This is a genomic window from Dactylosporangium sucinum (assembly GCF_014647515.1).
Lineage (GTDB): Bacteria > Actinomycetota > Actinomycetes > Mycobacteriales > Micromonosporaceae > Dactylosporangium > Dactylosporangium sucinum.
This window is the reverse complement of the sequence record NZ_BMPI01000036.1, coordinates 81,260-97,301: the sequence shown is the minus strand read 5'-3', so window position 1 is coordinate 97,301 and position 16,042 is coordinate 81,260. Positions and strand designations below refer to the sequence as shown.

Annotated in this window: 19 protein-coding genes; 7 read left to right on the top strand and 12 right to left on the bottom strand. The window is 74.3% G+C overall.

Features of this window, described 5'->3' with window-relative positions:
* Nucleotides 1–13: 13 nt before the first annotated feature.
* Entirely contained in the window at nucleotides 14–601 is a 588-nt protein-coding gene (locus IEZ31_RS32400; protein WP_190253841.1) for a TetR/AcrR family transcriptional regulator, read from the top strand.
* A 374-nt stretch (nucleotides 602–975) separates the two neighbouring features.
* On the opposite strand, the gene IEZ31_RS32395 is transcribed toward IEZ31_RS32400, so the two are convergent.
* The gene (locus tag IEZ31_RS32395) at nucleotides 976–1,431 is read right to left on the bottom strand and encodes a hypothetical protein (RefSeq protein WP_190253840.1); all 456 of its coding nucleotides are present in this window, start codon (nucleotides 1,429–1,431) and stop codon (nucleotides 976–978) included.
* A gap of 97 nt (nucleotides 1,432–1,528) precedes the next feature.
* Here IEZ31_RS32395 and IEZ31_RS32390 point away from each other — a divergent pair, with 97 nt between their 5' ends.
* Nucleotides 1,529–2,095 (top strand): dihydrofolate reductase family protein, encoded by a 567-nt coding sequence (locus IEZ31_RS32390; RefSeq protein ID WP_190253839.1) that lies wholly within the window; start codon nucleotides 1,529–1,531, stop codon nucleotides 2,093–2,095.
* Here the strand turns inward: IEZ31_RS32390 and IEZ31_RS32385 are convergent.
* From IEZ31_RS32385 to IEZ31_RS32365, 5 genes are all read right to left on the bottom strand, one after another.
* Nucleotides 2,092–2,613, bottom strand: a complete 522-nt coding sequence (locus IEZ31_RS32385; protein WP_229836026.1) for a DinB family protein — start codon at nucleotides 2,611–2,613, stop codon at nucleotides 2,092–2,094. The genes IEZ31_RS32390 and IEZ31_RS32385 overlap by 4 nt on opposite strands.
* Nucleotides 2,610–3,488 (bottom strand): SDR family NAD(P)-dependent oxidoreductase, encoded by an 879-nt coding sequence (locus IEZ31_RS32380; protein ID WP_190253838.1) that lies wholly within the window; start codon nucleotides 3,486–3,488, stop codon nucleotides 2,610–2,612. The genes IEZ31_RS32385 and IEZ31_RS32380 overlap by 4 nt, the downstream gene beginning before the upstream one ends.
* On the bottom strand, nucleotides 3,485–4,675 hold the full coding sequence (locus IEZ31_RS32375) for an acetyl-CoA C-acetyltransferase (RefSeq protein WP_190253837.1): 1,191 nt from the start codon (nucleotides 4,673–4,675) through the stop codon (nucleotides 3,485–3,487). Before IEZ31_RS32375 ends, IEZ31_RS32380 begins: the two co-directional genes overlap by 4 nt.
* Nucleotides 4,676–4,747: 72 nt before the next feature.
* Entirely contained in the window at nucleotides 4,748–5,398 is a 651-nt protein-coding gene (locus tag IEZ31_RS32370) for an SDR family NAD(P)-dependent oxidoreductase (protein WP_190253836.1), read from the bottom strand.
* On the bottom strand, nucleotides 5,399–6,901 hold the full coding sequence (locus IEZ31_RS32365) for a FadD3 family acyl-CoA ligase (RefSeq protein ID WP_190253835.1): 1,503 nt from the start codon (nucleotides 6,899–6,901) through the stop codon (nucleotides 5,399–5,401).
* A gap of 46 nt (nucleotides 6,902–6,947) precedes the next feature.
* On the opposite strand from IEZ31_RS32365, the gene IEZ31_RS32360 reads away from it, so the two are divergent.
* Nucleotides 6,948–8,096, top strand: coding sequence for an acetyl-CoA C-acetyltransferase (locus IEZ31_RS32360; RefSeq protein WP_190253834.1), 1,149 nt, complete (start codon nucleotides 6,948–6,950; stop codon nucleotides 8,094–8,096).
* 7 nt (nucleotides 8,097–8,103) lie between these two features.
* Complete coding sequence (locus tag IEZ31_RS32355; protein WP_229836025.1) at nucleotides 8,104–8,877, top strand: SDR family oxidoreductase; 774 nt, start codon at nucleotides 8,104–8,106, stop codon at nucleotides 8,875–8,877.
* Here IEZ31_RS32355 and IEZ31_RS32350 read toward each other — a convergent pair.
* Nucleotides 8,837–9,685 carry a hypothetical protein gene (locus IEZ31_RS32350; RefSeq protein ID WP_190253832.1) on the bottom strand — a complete coding sequence of 283 codons (849 nt, stop codon included), beginning with the start codon at nucleotides 9,683–9,685 and terminating at the stop codon, nucleotides 8,837–8,839. The two genes, IEZ31_RS32355 and IEZ31_RS32350, sit on opposite strands and share 41 nt — an antisense overlap.
* Before the next feature lie 116 nt (nucleotides 9,686–9,801).
* Here IEZ31_RS32350 and IEZ31_RS32345 point away from each other — a divergent pair, with 116 nt between their 5' ends.
* Nucleotides 9,802–10,236, top strand: coding sequence for a GNAT family N-acetyltransferase (locus IEZ31_RS32345; protein ID WP_190253831.1), 435 nt, complete (start codon nucleotides 9,802–9,804; stop codon nucleotides 10,234–10,236).
* Nucleotides 10,237–10,285: 49 nt separating this feature from the next.
* Here IEZ31_RS32345 and IEZ31_RS32340 read toward each other — a convergent pair whose 3' ends face one another.
* The 5 genes from IEZ31_RS32340 to IEZ31_RS32320 all read right to left on the bottom strand — a co-directional run bounded on the left by IEZ31_RS32340 (nucleotide 10,286) and on the right by IEZ31_RS32320 (nucleotide 14,484).
* Complete coding sequence (locus tag IEZ31_RS32340; protein ID WP_190253830.1) at nucleotides 10,286–10,498, bottom strand: hypothetical protein; 213 nt, start codon at nucleotides 10,496–10,498, stop codon at nucleotides 10,286–10,288.
* A gap of 189 nt (nucleotides 10,499–10,687) precedes the next feature.
* On the bottom strand, nucleotides 10,688–11,647 hold the full coding sequence (locus IEZ31_RS32335) for an acyl-CoA dehydrogenase family protein (protein WP_190253829.1): 960 nt from the start codon (nucleotides 11,645–11,647) through the stop codon (nucleotides 10,688–10,690).
* The gene (locus IEZ31_RS32330; protein ID WP_190253828.1) at nucleotides 11,647–12,783 is read right to left on the bottom strand and encodes an acyl-CoA dehydrogenase family protein; all 1,137 of its coding nucleotides are present in this window, start codon (nucleotides 12,781–12,783) and stop codon (nucleotides 11,647–11,649) included. Before IEZ31_RS32330 ends, IEZ31_RS32335 begins: the two co-directional genes overlap by 1 nt.
* Nucleotides 12,773–13,624 carry an SDR family oxidoreductase gene (locus tag IEZ31_RS32325; RefSeq protein ID WP_190253827.1) on the bottom strand — a complete coding sequence of 284 codons (852 nt, stop codon included), beginning with the start codon at nucleotides 13,622–13,624 and terminating at the stop codon, nucleotides 12,773–12,775. The genes IEZ31_RS32330 and IEZ31_RS32325 overlap by 11 nt, the downstream gene beginning before the upstream one ends.
* Nucleotides 13,621–14,484, bottom strand: a complete 864-nt coding sequence (locus IEZ31_RS32320; RefSeq protein ID WP_190253826.1) for an LLM class F420-dependent oxidoreductase — start codon at nucleotides 14,482–14,484, stop codon at nucleotides 13,621–13,623. The genes IEZ31_RS32325 and IEZ31_RS32320 overlap by 4 nt, the downstream gene beginning before the upstream one ends.
* 42 nt (nucleotides 14,485–14,526) lie before the next feature.
* Between IEZ31_RS32320 and IEZ31_RS32315 the strand changes: the two genes are divergently transcribed.
* Complete coding sequence (locus IEZ31_RS32315) at nucleotides 14,527–15,282, top strand: SDR family NAD(P)-dependent oxidoreductase (RefSeq protein ID WP_190253825.1); 756 nt, start codon at nucleotides 14,527–14,529, stop codon at nucleotides 15,280–15,282.
* A 12-nt stretch (nucleotides 15,283–15,294) separates the two neighbouring features.
* On the top strand, nucleotides 15,295–16,041 hold the full coding sequence (locus tag IEZ31_RS32310) for a hypothetical protein (protein WP_190253824.1): 747 nt from the start codon (nucleotides 15,295–15,297) through the stop codon (nucleotides 16,039–16,041).
* Nucleotide 16,042 lies beyond the last annotated feature (1 nt).

The following is a 16,042-nucleotide window of genomic DNA, read 5'->3' as shown; positions in this document are numbered from 1 at the left end:
AAGAAGGCACGGGATGGCGCGAGAGCCTGGGGATCGACGCGAACGGATTCTCGCGAGCGCGGCGGGACTGTTCGCCCGCAAGGGCGTGGCCGCCACGACCGTCCGCGAGATCGCGGACGAGGCGGGAATCCTGTCCGGGAGCCTCTATCATCACTTCGAGTCGAAAGAGGCGATGGTCGACGAGATCGTCACCTCCTACCTCGAGGACCTGCGGACACGGTACAAGCGGGTCCTGTCGGGCGACACCGACCCGAGGACGCGGCTGCACGACCTCATCGTGGCGTCGCTGGAGGTCGTCGAGGCCCACCCGCACGCCACCGAGATCTACCAGAACGACGTCAACTACCTGACCCAGATCGAGCGTTTCGGCTACCTGCGCAACGCCGGCAAGGAGGTCCAGGCGGCGTGGCTCCAGGTCATCGAGGCGGGCATCGCCCAGGGCGTGATCCGCAGCGACCTGGACCCCAAGATCCTGTACCGGCTGATGCGTGACGCGGTCTGGCTGTCGGTGCGCTGGTTCAAGCCGACGGCGGCGTACCCGATCACCAAGCTGGCCGAGGACTGCACGTCGCTGTTCCTGGATGGCCTCTCCCGCCGCTGACCGCCCCGCACACCCCACCGCGCCGCCGCCGGCCCGGTCCCGCTCGGCCCGGAATGCCTTAGACGTTGGTCGATCTACCCTCAGCCGAAGCGCGATTGCCGAGGGTAGATCGACCAACGTCTAAGCTGCGTCGGACCACGACACGGCCAGCCGCACGCCGCCCTTCACCACGCCGCGCACCCCCAGCCGCGCCGCCCGACACGGCCAGCCGCACGCCGCCCTTCGCCGCGCCGCCCGCAAGCAGCCTTCGCCGCGCCGCCCGCCCGCGGCCACGCCGACGGGCTCATGATCGATGGCGAGTTTTGGCTGCCATGGCGACCAGGACTCTCCATCGATCATCGGGCGAACAGTGAACGGCGGGCGGCGGGCGGTCCCTACAGCGGGTGGGACGGGGTCGCGCGCAGGACCGTGCTCAGGTGGTCGGCGGCGTCGCGCAGCGCGGCCGCCGCGTCCGGGAGCATCGGGTGGGTGCCGGCGTTGTCCAGCAGCGCCGCCACCGCGGCCAGCGTCGTCAGCGCGGCGTCGCGCACCGGGTCCGGCTGCTTGCCGCGCTCGCGCCACACCGTGTGCTGCACGCGGGCCAGGCGAGCCCGGCGCAGCGCGGACGCCGCCGCCCGGTCCGCGTCCCAGTGCAGGTCGGCCAGGTCCTCCACGCCCAGATCGGAGCGGTCCTCGGCGGACGCCAGGTGGGCCTCCAGCGCCGCCGTCAGGTGGGCGAGCAGGGCGAGCCGGCGGTGCTCGTCGTCCAGGTCGCGCATGATGTACAGCGGGTCGCCCGGCACCCCGAGCACCGTCATCGCCCGGAGCAGGTCGTCAGTGGTCGGCTCCACGTCGCGATCGTAGGCCCGCCACGCAGCGTCACCGCCCCGGCTGTTCACCTTGTCACAGCACCGGTGAGTTTCGGGGGCGCGGATGGTCAACCCCGGCATGGGACACATCGAGGTGGACATCTCCGTATCCGTCGACGGCTTCGTCACCGGGCCCGGCGTCGACGAGGCGCACGGGCTCGGCATCGGGGGCGAGGCGCTGCACCACTGGGTCTGGCGGCATCCGCAGGGGCAGGCGCTGCTCGACGAGCTGCTGTTCGCCGGGTCGGGGGCCGTGGTCACCAGCCGGCGGGTGTACGACGACACCGGCGGCTGGGGCGAGGACGGCTTCTACCGGATGCCGGTCTTCGTCGTCACGCACCGGCCGCATGAGGTCATGCGCAGGGGCGACACGACGTTCACCTTCGTCACGGGCGGGATCACGGCGGCCCTGGACGCCGCACAGCGGGCCGCCGGGGAGCGCAACGTGCACGTCATGGGCGGCGCCTCCGTGGCCCGCCAGGCGCTCGCGTCCGGGCGGGCCGACCGGCTGCGGCTGCACGTCGCCCCGGTGCTGCTCGGCGGCGGCACGCCGTTGTTCGACGGGCCGCTGCCGGTCGGCCTCGAGCACCTGGCGAGCGTCGACACGCCCGAGGCCACGCACCTCACCTACCGGGTCGTGAACTAGCGGCGCTCCAGCAGGCCGCGCAGGTACGCCGCCTGGCCGACGTGCTCGAGGCCCTCCACGAGGACGCCGACCAGGCGGTCGCGGACCGGCATCGTGTCACCGAGGGTGGGGCTGGTGGCCAGCCGGGCCGGGTCGGCGGCCGGGGCGGCGTCGAGGTACGTCCGGAAGCGGGCGCCGACCGCCCAGTGGTAGGCGCCGAGGACGCCCGGCTCCGGGCTCACGAACGCCGCCACCTGTTCGGGCGTGTGCCGGTAGCCGGTCTCGTCCGGGTCGGCGAGCCGGCCGAACCGCGCGTGCCAGCCGTCGGTGATCCACAGCTGGGGCTGGCCGGCCAGCTCGCTCACGTTGCGGTCGTGGCTGCGGGTGAGGTGCCACAGCAGCCAGCCGATCGGGTTGGTGCCGGGCACGGCCGGTGTGTCGAGCAGCGCCGGGTCGAGCCCGTCGAGGACGGCGCGGACGTCGCGCTCGATGCGGTCGGCCAGGGCGGCCACGAACGCCTTCCAGGTGCGGTCGGTCACGCGCCCAAGTCTGCCTCATGGCGGGAACGGTGGAGCCCGACCGGCATCAGCGGGCCCACCTCGCCGGCGGCGAACGCCGCCGCCACGGCGCCGACGGACCAGGACGGATCGTGGGTGCCCTCCCCCAGTACCGTGGGATGGGCGACCATCGACAACTCGTCCCCGTCGATCCGCACGACCTGGCCGTGCACCCCGGCCGCGGCGTCGGACAGCAGGTAGATCACGGCCGGCGCGTTCTGCTCCGGGGACTTGTGCAGGTTCTGGCCCTGCGCGGCGGCGCCCAGGTAGGCCTCGAACGCGTCGGCCATGCGGGTGTGCGCGTTCGGCGAGACGGCGTTGACCCGCACGCCGGTGCCGGCCAGGTCGGCCGCCCAGCAGTAGGTGAGCGAGGCGACGCCGCCCTTGCTCGCGCCGTAGGCGCCCATGGCCGCCGACCCGGCGTGCGCGCCGGAGGTGACGTTGACGATCGAGCCGCGGCCCCGGGGCAGCATGGCCCGGATCGCGTGCAGGCCGCAGTACGCGCTGCCGAGCAGGTTGACCTCGACCACCCGCGCGAACTCGGCCGGGTCCTGCTCGGCGGGGTGCGCGAGGCGGAAGATGCCGGCGTTGTTGACCAGGCCGTCGATCGCCCCGAACGCCTCGACGCACCGGTCGACGATCGCGCCGGCGCCCTCCCAGGTGGCGACCGTGCCCACGGCCGCCTCGGCCCGCCCGCCGGCGGAGCGGATCCGCTCGACCACCGCCGCGGCGAGGCCGGCGTCGACGTCGTTGACCACGACCGCCGCCCCCTCGGCGGCGGCCAGCAGCGCGTAGGCGGCGCCGAGGCCCTGCCCGGCCCCGGTCACCACCACCGCCTTGCCCTCAAGAACGCTCATGAGAGCCGCTCCACCACCATCGCCATGCCCTGGCCGCCGGCCGTGCACATGGTCTCCAGGCCGAACTGGCCGTCCCTGTGCACGAGGCCGTTGATCAGCGTCGTGGCGATCCGGGCGCCGGTCATCCCGAACGGGTGGCCCACCGCGATCGCGCCGCCGTGGACGTTGACGCGGTCCAGGTCGGCGCCCAGCTGCCGGTACGACGGGATCACCTGGGCGGCGAAGGCCTCGTTGATCTCGACGAGGTCGATGTCCGAGATCGACATGCCGGCGTTGGCCAGGGCCCGGCGGCTCGCCTCGACCGGGCCGAGGCCCATGATCTCGGGGCTGAGCGCGGACACGCCGGTGCTCACGATCCGGGCGAGCGGGGTCAGGCCCAGCTCCCGGGCGCGCTGGGCGCTCACGACGACGAGGGCGGCGGCGCCGTCGTTGAGCGGGCAGCAGTTGCCGGCGGTGACGGTACCGTCGGGGCGGAACACCGGCTGGAGCGCGGCGACCTTGTCGAGGGTCACGCCCGCCCGCGGGCCGTCGTCGCGGCGCACGACCGTGCCGTCCGGCAGCGTCACCGGCGTGACGTCGATGTCCCAGAACCCGTCGGCCTGCGCCTTCTCGGCGTTGTTCTGCGAGCGCACGGCGAACTCGTCCTGCTCGTGGCGGGAGACGTCGCACAGCTGGGCGACGTTCTCGGCGGTCTCCCCCATCGCGACGTACACGTCGGGCAGCTCACCGCGGTCGCGCGGGTCCGACCACCGCGCGGACGGGGTGAACTCGGGCCAGCGCGGGTTGCGGGTGTCGGGCATGCCGTCGGACTTGCCGGCCGGGTAGTGCGAGACGACCTCGGCCCCGGCGGCGACGAACGCGTGGCCCTCCCCCGCCCGGATCGCGTGGAACGCCATCCGGATCGCCTGCAGCGACGACGCGCAGTAGCGGTTGACGGTGGTGCCGGGGACCATGTCGAACCCGAGGTGCATGGCGACCTGGCGGCCCAGGTTGTACCCCTGCTCGCCGGCCGGCTGGGCACAGCCGAGCATCAGGTCGTCGAGCGTGGCCGGGTCCAGGGCCGGCACCCTGTCGAGCGCGGTGCGGACCACCTGCGCGGCGAGGTCGTCGGCGCGCACGCCGGCCAGCGAGCCCTTGTAGGCGCGGCCGATCGGGGAGCGCACCGCGGCGACGATCACGGCGTCCACGGATCACCTTCCTTTCCATTCAAGCGACCGTTCGACACGGCGGCCGCGCCCGGTCACCCGGCGCATTGGCGGTTACTGCGAGACCGTCCAGCCGCCGTCGACGGGCAGCAGGACGCCGTTGACGTAGGCGGCGGCCGGGGAGAGCAGGAACAGCACGGCGGCGGCGACGTCCTCGGGACGGCCGGCGCGGCGCATGGGGTTGCGCTCGATGAGCGACCGGCCGAGCGGGCTGTCGGCGAAGCCGGCCATCCGTGGCGTCTCGATGAAGCCGGGCGCGACGGCGTTGGCCCGCACCCGCGGGGCGATGCGCGTGGCGAGGTGGCGGGTGTAGCCGGCGATGGCCGCCTTCCCGGCGCTGTACCACGCGGAGTCGGTGCCGACGAGGTTCCCGGCGACGCTCGCCACGTTGACGACCGCGGCCCCGTCGGGCGGGTTCGTGGCGAGCCAGGCCGACGTGACGAGTTCGACGGATCCGGCGGTACCGATGAGGCCGTCGCCGAAACCGAGCGCGCTCGAGCTCGCCGGCCCGGCGTTGTTGACCAGGTAGCGGGCCGGGCCGACCTCGGCCAGGGCGGCCTGCACGGCGGCCCGGTCGCGGGTGTCGACGACCATCCCGCCGGGGCTCAGGTCCCACACGACCGGGTTGAGGCCCTGCTCCCCGGCGAGGCGGACGATCGCGGCGCCGATGCCGCTCGCGCCGCCGGTGACGATGACGGTGTCCATTCAGCGGCTCCGCAGGCTGGTCTTGAGCACCTTCCCGCTGGCGTTGCGGGGCAGCTCGGGGATGATGACGAACTCGCGCGGGACCTTGTAGTTGGCGAGTCGCTGCTTGCAGTACTCGGACAGCTCGGCGACGTCCGGCGTGACCCCGGCGCGCGGCACGACGAACGCCCGGGCCACCTCGCCCAGCCGGTCGTCGGGCGCGCCGATCACCGCCACCTCGGCGAGCGCCGGGTGCCGGGCCAGGACCTGTTCGATCTCGGCCGGGTAGGCGTTGAAGCCGCCGACGATGAACATGTCCTTGAGCCGGTCGGTGATGCGCAGGTAGCCCCGCTCGTCCAGCACGCCCACGTCGCCCGTGTGCAGCCAGCCGTCCGCGTCGACGGCGTCGGCGGTCGCGGCGGGGTCCTCGAAGTACCCCCGCATCACGTTGTAACCGCGGACCAGCACCTCGCCGGTGGTCTCGTCCACCCGCACCTCGACGCCGGGGACCGCCGCCCCGCAGGTGGTCGCCACCGTCTGCGGGTCGTCGTCGGGCCGGCACATGGTCGCCGTCCCGCACGACTCGGTGAGCCCGTACGCGGTGAGCACGGTCGCGAGCCTGAGCTCCTCCCGCAGCCGCTCGATCATGACGACCGGCACGGTGGTGGCGCCGGTGATGGCGACGCGGAGGCTGGACAGGTCGAACTCGGTGCGGCGCGGGTGGTCGAGGATCGAGGTGTACAGCGTCGGCGGCCCGGGCAGCACCGTGATCCGCTCGGCGGCGACGATCCGCAGCGTCTCCTCGACGTCGAACACGGGCTGCGGCACGATCGTGGCGCCGCGCAGCAGGCAGGCGATCACGCCGGCCTTGTAGCCGAAGGTGTGGGAGCAGGGGTTGACCAGCAGGTAGCGGTCGCCGGCGGTGAGGCCGGCCAGCTCGCTCCAGGCGACGTACAGCTCGGTGCTCTGCCGGTGGGTGAGCATCGCACCCTTCGGCCGGCCGGTGGTGCCGGAGGTGAAGAAGAGGTCGGCCAGGTCGTCGGGGTCCACGGCGGTCGCGACGTCCGTGCGGGTCTGCGCAAATGCGTCCCAGTCGGCGACCAGGTCGACGATCGCCTCGACGCCGTGGTCCGGCTCCTCCTCCCACGCCTTGCGCAGCGCGGCGACGTAGGAGTTGCCGAGGAAGCCGTCCTGCACGAACAGCAGCCGGGTGCCGCTGCGGCGGAGGATGTACGCCGCCTCCGCGCCCTTGAGCCGCGTGTTCAGCGGCACCATGACCCCGCCGGCGGTGACGATGCCCAGGGCGGCCACGATCCAGCGCCACGAGTTGGGCGCCCAGATCGCGACGCGGTCGCCCTTGCCGACCCCCCGAGCGGCAAGGGCTCCCGCGAACCGGGCGACCTCGCCGGCCAGCTGCGCGTAGGTGAGCCGCACGGGGCCGTCGACGATCGCCTCGCGTTCGCCGTGGCGTGCGGCGCCCGCCAGTACCAGATCGGGAATGGTCCGGGCGGCCAACGGTTCCATGCCGGCCACCTTACCAACCAAGCGCTCGCTTGGTAAGGTGCTGGGCATGAGCGCCTTCATTGTTGATGCGGTCCGCACCCCCGTCGGGCGGCGCGGCGGCGGCCTTGCCCGCATGCACCCGGCCGACCTGGGCGCGCACGTGCTCACCGCCCTCGTCGAGCGCAGCGGCGTCGACCCGGCCGCCGTCGACGACGTCATCTTCGGCTGCGTCGACGCGCTCGGCCCGCAGGCCGGCAACATCGCCCGCACGTCCTGGCTGGCCGCGGGCCTGCCCGAGCACGTTCCGGGCGTCACCGTCGACCGGCAGTGCGGCTCCTCCCAGCAGGCCGTGCACTTCGCCGCCCAGGCCGTCATGTCGGGCACCGCCGACCTCGTCGTGGCCGGCGGCGTGCAGAACATGAGCGCCATCCCGATCTCGGCCGCCATGCTGGCCGGCCGCGAGTACGGCTTCGACGACCCGTTCCGCGGCTCGACCGGCTGGCAGGCCCGCTACGGTGACCAGGAGATCAGCCAGTTCCGGGCGGCCGAGCTGATCGCCGCCAAGTGGTCGCTGACGCGTTCCGAGATGGAGTCGTACGCCCTGGAGAGCCACCGGCGGGCCGCGGCGGCCGTCGACGGGGGGCGCTTCGCGCGCGAGATCGTCCCCGTCGGCGACGTGACGGCCGACGAGGGCCCCCGCCGCGACACCAGCGCCGAGAAGATGGCGTCCCTGCCGACCCTCACCCCCGGCGGCGTGGTGACCGCGGCCCTGGCCAGCCAGATCTCCGACGGCGCGGCCGCCCTGCTCATCGCCTCCGGTCGTGCCGTCTCCGAGTTCGGCCTGCGGCCCCGCGCGCGCATCCACCACCTGAGCGTCCGCGCGGACGACCCGGTGTACATGCTCACCGGCCCGATCCCCGCCACGGCGGTGGCGCTCGAGAAGGCCGGCCTGACGATCGACGACATCGACCTGTTCGAGGTGAACGAGGCATTCGTACCGGTGGTCCTCGCCTGGCAGCGCGAGACCGGCGCCGACCTGGCCCGCGTGAACGTCAACGGCGGCGCGGTGGCCCTCGGCCACCCGCTCGGCGCGACCGGTGCGCGGCTGATGACGACACTTTTGCATGAGTTGGAGGCAACCGGCGGGCGGTACGGTCTGCAGACGATGTGCGAGGGTGGGGGGACCGCGAATGTCACCGTCATCGAACGACTCTGAGCCGGCCGTGCCCCGCTCGGCACTGGTCACCGGCGGCACCCGGGGCATCGGCCGCGGGATCGCCGGACGCCTGCTGAAGGCCGGCTACCAGGTCCTGGTCTGCGGCCGCCGCACCCCGGACGACCTGCCGCCGGGCATGGTCTTCATGGCGGCCGACGTGCGCGAGCCGGCGGAGGCCCAGGCCCTGGTGTCGGCGGCGGTGTCCCACTTCGGCGGCCTGGACCTGGTGGTCAACAACGCGGGCGGCTCCCCGTCGGTGCCCGCGGCCACCGTGTCCCCCAATCTGGTGACAGCGGTCGTCCGCCTGAACCTGCTGGCCCCGTTCTTCGTGGCCCAGGCCGCGAACGCGGTGATGCAGGACCAGCCGGACGGCGGCCTGATCATCAACATCGGCTCGGTCTCGGCCATGCGCCCGGCCCCCGGCACGGCGGCCTACGCCGCGGCGAAGGGCGGCCTGGAGGTCCTGACCCGGGCCCTGGCCCTGGAGTGGGCCCCGAAGGTCCGGGTGAACCAGGTGACGGCCGGTGTGGTCCGCACGGACGACAACGAGGCCCACTACGGCGACGAGGAGGCCTTGGCCGCGGTGGCCGCGACGGTGCCGCTGGGCCGGATGGCCACCCCGGACGACGTGGCCGACGCGGTGCTCCTGCTGGCGTCGCCGATGGCGGGCTACATGACGGGCGCCGGCCTGCTGCTGGACGGCGGCGGCGAGCTCCCCCGCTACGCCAGCGCCTCGAAGCCTACTCAGGAACCGGGGGCCACGCCTCGGCGATCGTCCTGATCATGCTGAAGGTGTTGAGGACCCGTTCCACGTCCTTGGTGACGAACATGATGTGGTCGGCGATGTAGGTGCCGTCCTCGGTGAAGTCCATCTCCAGGGCCGACGCGCCGTCCCAGACCACCACGCCGAGCTTCAGGCGGGGCGACAGGAGGCGGCGCTCGACGCGGAAGGTGCGGATGCCCAGGTCGTGGTGTTGTTGCACCACCCGCTCCAGCTCGGGGGACCACACGCGGTAGATGAAGACCCGTTCGATCACCACGCCCCTGCGGATGGCCGCCGCCTGGGCCTGGAGGTAGCGCTGGCCCGTGCCGGCGACCCACCAGTCGAGTTCCTGGCTGTCCACCGTGGTCGCGAAGACGTGGTGCTGGACCTGCTCGGTCACGCGGAGCACCAGCCAGTCGTCCGCGGTCGGGAGGACCACCAGGCGGCCTCGCTGAAGGTCGCGCAGCACCTCCAGGCAGTCCTCGAAGGCCTTCCGGGCGAACTCCTCGCCGTACGGCGGCGGGATCGACGGGTGGACGCCCTCCAACGCCGTCAGGGAGTCGTCCAGGACGGCCGGAAGCCAGCGGTGCAGCAACAGGCGGTCGGCCACCGCGCGGCGGTGCTCGGCCTGGCGGGCCCGGCGGGCGCTCTGCAGCATCAGCTCCACCTGCAGGGCGATGGTCACGCCGAGCAGGCCGGCGAACGTCGCCAGCGCCGCCTTCACGTCGGTCTTCAGGTAGAAGAACGCGCCCAGTCCCACGGAGACCAGGGTGCCGAACACCATCGGCAGCCAGTCCGGCAACCGTGCCGAGGCCGGCTTCGCCATGGTGCCTCCGCTCCGCGTAGGGGCAGGACCACCTCAGCGTAGTACCCCCATCCACGAACTGTGATCCTTCGATCGCCCCCGCGACTCCGGGAACCGGAGGTGAGATGCTGCGCGGCATGATCGAGATCACGGGGTTGCGGGCGGACGACCGGGCCGCCTGGGCGGAGCTGTTCGCCGGGTACCACGAGTTCTACGGCCGGACCTGGCCGGCGGCGCGCTTCGACGAGGCGTGGCAGGCGTTCCAGGACGGCGCGCGGGTGCACGCGCTGGGGGCGCGGCTCGACGGGCGGCTCGCCGGGATCGCGCACTTCCTGGTGCACGCGAGCACCACCTCGGCCGACGTCTGCTACCTGCAGGACCTGTTCACCGACCCGGCCGTCCGCGGCCGCGGCGTCGGCCGGGCCCTCATCGGCGCGGTCGAGTCGTGGGCCCGCGACCGCGGCCTGGACCGGGTCTACTGGCACACCAAGGCCGACAACACCACCGCCCGCCGCCTGTACGACCAGGTGGCCGAGCACCGCGGCTTCATCAGCTACGTGATCCCGCTGTGATCGGCCGGGCTCGACGGACCGGCGCGACCGTCGCCCGGCGCGGGACGCCTCAGCGGCGCAGGCGGGCGGCCCGGACCAGGACGCGGATCGGGCCCAGCTCCGTGCCGTCGGCCCGCAGGCGGGTGCCGTGGACGGTCACCCACGCCTCCCCGTCGAGGTGGAACTCCTCGGTGCGGTCGATGCGCTCGACGCGCAGCCGGAGCGGGCCGGCGCCGTAGCGGTAGTCGTTCTCGGCGAGGACCACCACGGGCTGTGCGTTCATCATCCGACGGTAGGCACCCACCGTAGCGAACCACACCGGTTGATCGGGCGCGGATCGCTCCCTGATTCGCGCCCATCCCGGCCGTCCGGCCGCGGCCGCCCGCCGTTCAACCCGGCCGACCGGTGACCGAGCGTCACCGGAACAGCCAGAAAATGACTCACACAGGCCAGGACCGGCGGCGCCCCGGTATCAGGGGTACGCGCCAGCCAGCAGGCGACGGCGCAGGGCGACCGGGTCGAGGGCGAGCAGGCGGTTGGCGGTGGCGCGCTTGAGGTACCGGTGGGCCGGGTGCTCCCACGTGAAGCCGATCCCGCCGAGCAGCTGGATCGCCTGCGTCGTCACCGTCCACGCGGCCTCGCCCGCGGTCAGCTTCGCCAGCGGCGCCGCCACGGCGAACTCGTCGGTGCCGGCGGCGCGCAGGGCGTACCAGACCGTCGACGTCGCCTGCTCGACGAGCACGTGCAGGTCGGCGACGCGGTGGCGCAGGGCCTGGAAGGTGGCCAGCGGCACCCCGAACTGGCGGCGCGTCCGGACGTGCTCGACGGCGACGGCGAGGGCGGCCCGCGCGACCCCGAGCGACTCGGCGGCCAGGGTGGCGTGCAGCACGTCCAGGGCATGCCCCGCGCCGCCCGGCGCGACGAGCGAGGCCTGCGCGGCGTCGAACGCCACCGTCGCCTGCCCGCGGGTCTGGTCGAGCGTCGGGTGGACGCGCACGTCGGCGACGGCGGCGGCGACCGCGTACAGGTCGTTGCCGGCGGCGACCACGAACACGTCGGCGGCGTCGCCGTCCAGGACGTGCGGCACGGTGCCGGTCAGGCGGCCGCCGGCGACGGTGCAGTCCCCGCCGAGGGCGAGGGTGGCGATCGTCGTGCCCTCGGCCAGGGCGGGCAGCAGGGCGGCCGCTGCCGGTACCGCCGGATCCAGTGCGGCCGCAGCGGCCACCGTCGAGAGCAGGGGTGCCGACAGCAGCGCCGCGCCCGCCTCCTCGATGGCGATGCCGGCCTCGACCAGGGTGGCCCCGAAGCCGCCGCACTCCTCGGGCACGGCCAGGGCGGTGAGGCCCAGCTCGCCGGTGAGCCGGGCCCAGCTGTAGCCGGGGTCGCCCAGGAAGGCCCGGACGGATTCGCGCAGCTCGTCGTGTTCGGACATCAGCGACCCCCCAGCACCGACGTCGCCACGATGTTGCGCTGGATCTCGTCGGCGCCGCCGTAGATGGTGTCGGCCCGGGTGAACAGGAAGAGCCGCTGCGCGTCGGTCAGCTCGTACGGCGCGGCGTCGACCAGCGTCGCCCCGGCCCCCTCGACGGCGATCGCCAGCTCGCCGAGCCGCTGGTGCCAGCCGGCCCACAGCAGCTTGGCGACCGACGCGGCGACCGGGTCGGGCTCCGCGGAGCTCAACGTCCGCAGCGCGTGGTGGCGCAGGCCCTGCAGGCCCACCCACGCGTCGGCGATCCGGTCGGCGATCACCGGGTCGTCGAACGCGCCGGTGGCCCGGGCCCGGCCGACGACCGCGGCCAGTTCGCGGGCGAACTGCATCTGCTGGCCGAGGGTGGCGACCCCGCGCTCGTGCGCGAGGGTGCTCGTCGCGATCCGCCAGCCGTCGCCGGGCGCGCCGACGACCAGGTCGGCGTCGGTGACGGCGTCGTCGAAGAAGACCTCGTTGAACTCGGAGGTGCCGGTGAGCTGGACGATCGGGCGGACCGTGACGCCCGGCTGGTCCATCGGGACGAGCAGGTACGACAGGCCCTCCTTGCGGGTCGAGCCGCGTTCGGTGCGGGCCAGCACGAAGCACCAGTCGGCCACGTGGGCCAGCGACGTCCACACCTTCTGGCCGGTGACGTGCCAGCGGCCGCCGGACAGCTCGGCCCGGGTCTGCACGTTCGCGAGGTCGGAGCCGGCCTCTGGCTCGCTGTACCCCTGGCACCACAGCTCGGTCGCGGCGGCGATCGGCGGCAGGAAGCGGCGCCGCTGCGCGTCGGTGCCGTGGGCCACGAGCGTCGGGGCGAGCAGGTGCTCGCCGATGTGGCTGAGCCGGCCGGGCCCGCCGGCCCGCGCGTACTCCTCGTGGAACGCGACCTGCTCGGCGATGCTCGCGCCGCCGCCGTGCGGGGCCGGCCAGCCGAGGCCGATCCAGCCGGCGGCGCCGAGGACGCGTTCCCAGCGGGCCCGCAGGTCGAGGTGCTCGTGCTCGCGGCCGGGCCCGCCGGTGCCCGCGAGGGCCGCGAACTCGCCGGTGAGGTGGGCCGCCATCCAGTCGCGGACCTCCTGGCGGAAGTCACGCTCCATAGACGGCCTCCGGGGCAGGGGCGTCGGCGATCAACGAGCGCACGACCGGGCCGAGCTCGGCGGGCTCCCAGCGGCGGCCGGCGTCGGCGGCCGGGCCGTGCCGCCAGCCGTCGGCGACGCTGACCTGCCCGCCGGCGACCTCGAAGACCCGGCCGGTCACGTCGCCGGCCTCCTCGCTCGCGAGCCAGACGACCAGGGGCGAGACGTTCTCGGGCGCCATCGCGTCGAAGCCCGACGAAGGGGCGCGCATGGCGTCGGCGAAGGCGACCTCGGTCATCTGCGTGCGGGCGCTGGGCGCGATCGCGTTGACGCACACGTGGTACCGCTGGAGCTCCGCCGCGGCCACGAGCGTGAGGGCGGCGACCCCGGCCTTGGCGGCGCTGTAGTTGGCCTGCCCGACGCTGCCGAGCAGCCCGGCGCCCGAGGTGGTGTTGACGACCCGGGCGGCGACCGGGGTGCCGGCCTTGGCCTGCGCCTTCCAGTACGCGGCGGCGTGGCGCAGCGGCGCGGCGTGGCCCTTGAGGTTGACCCGCACGGCGGCGTCCCACTCGTCCTCGGTGACGTTGGTGAACATCCGGTCGCGGACCAGCCCGGCGTTGTTGACGAGCGCGTCGAGCCGGCCGAACGCCTCGACGGCCCGCCCGACCAGCGCCGCGGCGAAGTCCCAGTCGGCGATGTCGCCGGGGACGGTGACGACGTCGCCGCCGATCTCCTTCGCGAGCGCGTCGAGCGCCTCGGCCGACAGGTCGTTGAGCACCAGGTGGTGCCCGGCCGCGGCGAACGCGAGCGCGTGGGCGCGGCCGAGGCCCTGCCCCGCGCCGGTGACGATGACCGTTCTCATGCCTTGAGGACCTCCCGCTGGTACCACCGGATCTTGTCCCGGACGCCGACCGGATCCCGCGGGTCGGCCCGGAGCACCACCCGCGCGACGCCGAGGGAGCGCAGCGTCTCCAGCTCGGCCCGGTTGCCGGGGGCGCGCATGGTGACCTCGACGTCCGCCGGGTCGCGGCCCAGGGTCTCGCACTCGGCGCGCAGCTTGGCGAGCAGGTCGGTGAACTCGTCGCCGCCCACGCCGAGCGGGTACCACCCGGCACCGTACCGCGCGGCGCGGCGCACCGACGCGAGGCTGTGCCCGCCGACGACGATCGGGACGGTGCCGCGGACGGGCCGGGGCCGGCTGTGGACGCCGTCGAAGGTGACGAACCGCCCGTGGTAGCTCGCCGGCTCGCCGGTCCACAGCGCGCGCATGGCCTCGAGGTACTCGTCGGCGCGCGCGCCGCGGTGCTCGAACGGCACCCCGACGGCGTCGTACTCCTCGCGCAGCCAGCCCACGCCGATGCCGGCGAGGAGCCGGCCGCCGCTGAGCACGTCGACGGTGGCGAGGCGCTTGGCCAGGCTCACCGGGTGGTGCTCGGGCAGGATGAGCATGGCGGTGCCGAGGCGCAGGGTCGTGGTGTGCGCGGCGGCGAAGGTGAGCCAGTGCAGCGGGTCGGGGACGTCGTCGGTGGCGGCGAGGCTCATCCGGCCGGCGGGGTCGTAGGGGTAGCGGGACGTGTAGTCGTCGGGCATGACCACGTGCTCGACCGCCCAGACCGACTCGCAGCCGAGCTCCTCCAGCAGGCGCACGAACCGCGCGGTGGCGGCCGGGTCCGCCGCGCCGGGGCCGGCGATGGCCGGCATGACGCCGAGTTTCAGCTCCACGGACTGGACTCTACCAAACGCTTGCTTGGTAGAGTACCCGCCATGACCGCCCCCGACTTCGCCTACCGCCGCGGCGTCGCCCTCGTCACCGGCGCCACCGGCGGCATCGGCGCCGCCGTCGCCCGGCTGCTCGCCGCCCGCGGCAGCTCGCTCGTCCTCGCCTACCGCTCCTCGAAGGCCACCGCCGAGGCGCTCGCCGCCTCGCTCGGCCGCGACGCCCGGGCCGTCAGGGCCGACCTCGCCGACCCGGCCGCCTGCGCCGCGCTCGTCGACGCGGCCGGGCCGCTGCACACGCTCGTCCACGCCGCCGGACCCCACGTCCCGATGGTGCACCTGAGCAAGGTCACCCCGGAGCGGTTCCGCGAGCAGCTCCTGCAGGACGTCACCGGCTTCTTCAACGTCGTCTCGGCCGCGCTGCCGGCGCTGCGGGCCGCCCAGGGCAGCATCGTCGCGGTGACGACGGCCGCGACCCGCCGCCACCCGGTCCGCGACGGGCTGTCGTCCGGCCCGAAGGGCGCGGTCGAGGCCCTCGTGCGCGGCATCGCCGCCGAGGAGGGCCGCTTCGGCGTGCGGGCCAACTGCGTCGGGCCGGGCATGCTCACCGACGGCATGGCCGAGCGGCTGATCACCTCGGGCGACCTGGACGAGCGCGCCCTCGACGTGGCCCGCGCCAACATTCCCCTGCGCACGTTCGGTACCGCGGACGACATCGCCGAGGCCGTGTGCTTCCTGGCCAGCGACCGGGCCCGGTTCATCACCGGCCAGAAGCTCGACGTGGACGGCGGATACACCGCCTGAGACCATGCTCGGATGATATTGACGCGGCGCGCTGCCCTCATCGCGACCGGCGCCGCGGTCGGCGTGCTGCTGCTGTGGGTCGCGGCGGGCGAGCTGCGCCACCGCCCCGACCTCGCCCGGCTGTTCTCCGCCGTCGTCGCTCCCTCGGCCTTCGCCCTGGCCGCGCTGGCGCTGCTGGTGTGGCTCACGTTCGGCTGGCGGCGCCCGGCCCGCCTGGAGGTCGAGGGCGGCGCGTTCGTCGCCCCGGCGGCCCACGTCGTCGCGCTCACCGGCGTGGTCGTCGCGGCGAGTGTGGTCCTGCTCGGCGTCCCGCCGGCGATGGCGGGCGGCATCAACCCGATCGCGCTCATCTACCTGCCGCTGTACAGCGCCTGCTGCGCGGGCGTGGTGGTCTGGGTCGCCGCGATCGTCCGCGACGCGGGCCGCGTCGAGCTGCACCCGGACGGCGTGCGCGGCGTCGACGCCTTCGGCGAGACGTTCGTGCCGTGGGAGGCGGTCGCCGCCGGTCCCCTGCCCGGGTCGAGCTCGGCGGGCGACTTCACCCTGGGCGTGAACGGCCCCGACCTGGTCCGCCGCCGCGGCCTGGCTCCCCGCGACCGCCACCGCGTGCGCCTGGCGACCCACCTGTCGGCGGTGCACCGCGGCTTCCTGGCCAACGCCGTGAACTTCTACCTGGCGAACCCGCCGGAGCGCGCCGGGATCGGCACCACCGGGGGCTACGAGCGCCTGCTGGCCGCGATCGGCGGCCCGCGTTCTTGAC

Excerpts from the sequence above, each read along its gene's own strand:
- IEZ31_RS32360 (WP_190253834.1), top strand. The coding sequence starts at position 6,948 with ATGAGCGCCTTCATTGTTGATGCGGTCCGCACCCCCGTCGGGCGGCGC.
- IEZ31_RS32315 (WP_190253825.1), top strand. The coding sequence starts at position 14,527 with ATGACCGCCCCCGACTTCGCCTACCGCCGCGGCGTCGCCCTCGTCACC.
- IEZ31_RS32370 (WP_190253836.1), bottom strand. The coding sequence starts at position 5,398 with ATGGACACCGTCATCGTCACCGGCGGCGCGAGCGGCATCGGCGCCGCG.
- IEZ31_RS32365 (WP_190253835.1), bottom strand. The coding sequence starts at position 6,901 with ATGGAACCGTTGGCCGCCCGGACCATTCCCGATCTGGTACTGGCGGGC.
- IEZ31_RS32325 (WP_190253827.1), bottom strand. The coding sequence starts at position 13,624 with ATGAGAACGGTCATCGTCACCGGCGCGGGGCAGGGCCTCGGCCGCGCC.
- IEZ31_RS32310 (WP_190253824.1), top strand. The coding sequence starts at position 15,295 with ATGATATTGACGCGGCGCGCTGCCCTCATCGCGACCGGCGCCGCGGTC.
- IEZ31_RS32350 (WP_190253832.1), bottom strand. The coding sequence starts at position 9,685 with ATGGCGAAGCCGGCCTCGGCACGGTTGCCGGACTGGCTGCCGATGGTG.
- IEZ31_RS32400 (WP_190253841.1), top strand. The coding sequence starts at position 14 with ATGGCGCGAGAGCCTGGGGATCGACGCGAACGGATTCTCGCGAGCGCG.
- IEZ31_RS32345 (WP_190253831.1), top strand. The coding sequence starts at position 9,802 with ATGATCGAGATCACGGGGTTGCGGGCGGACGACCGGGCCGCCTGGGCG.
- IEZ31_RS32340 (WP_190253830.1), bottom strand. The coding sequence starts at position 10,498 with ATGAACGCACAGCCCGTGGTGGTCCTCGCCGAGAACGACTACCGCTAC.
- IEZ31_RS32390 (WP_190253839.1), top strand. The coding sequence starts at position 1,529 with ATGGGACACATCGAGGTGGACATCTCCGTATCCGTCGACGGCTTCGTC.
- IEZ31_RS32330 (WP_190253828.1), bottom strand. The coding sequence starts at position 12,783 with ATGGAGCGTGACTTCCGCCAGGAGGTCCGCGACTGGATGGCGGCCCAC.
- IEZ31_RS32335 (WP_190253829.1), bottom strand. The coding sequence starts at position 11,647 with ATGTCCGAACACGACGAGCTGCGCGAATCCGTCCGGGCCTTCCTGGGC.
- IEZ31_RS32380 (WP_190253838.1), bottom strand. The coding sequence starts at position 3,488 with ATGAGCGTTCTTGAGGGCAAGGCGGTGGTGGTGACCGGGGCCGGGCAG.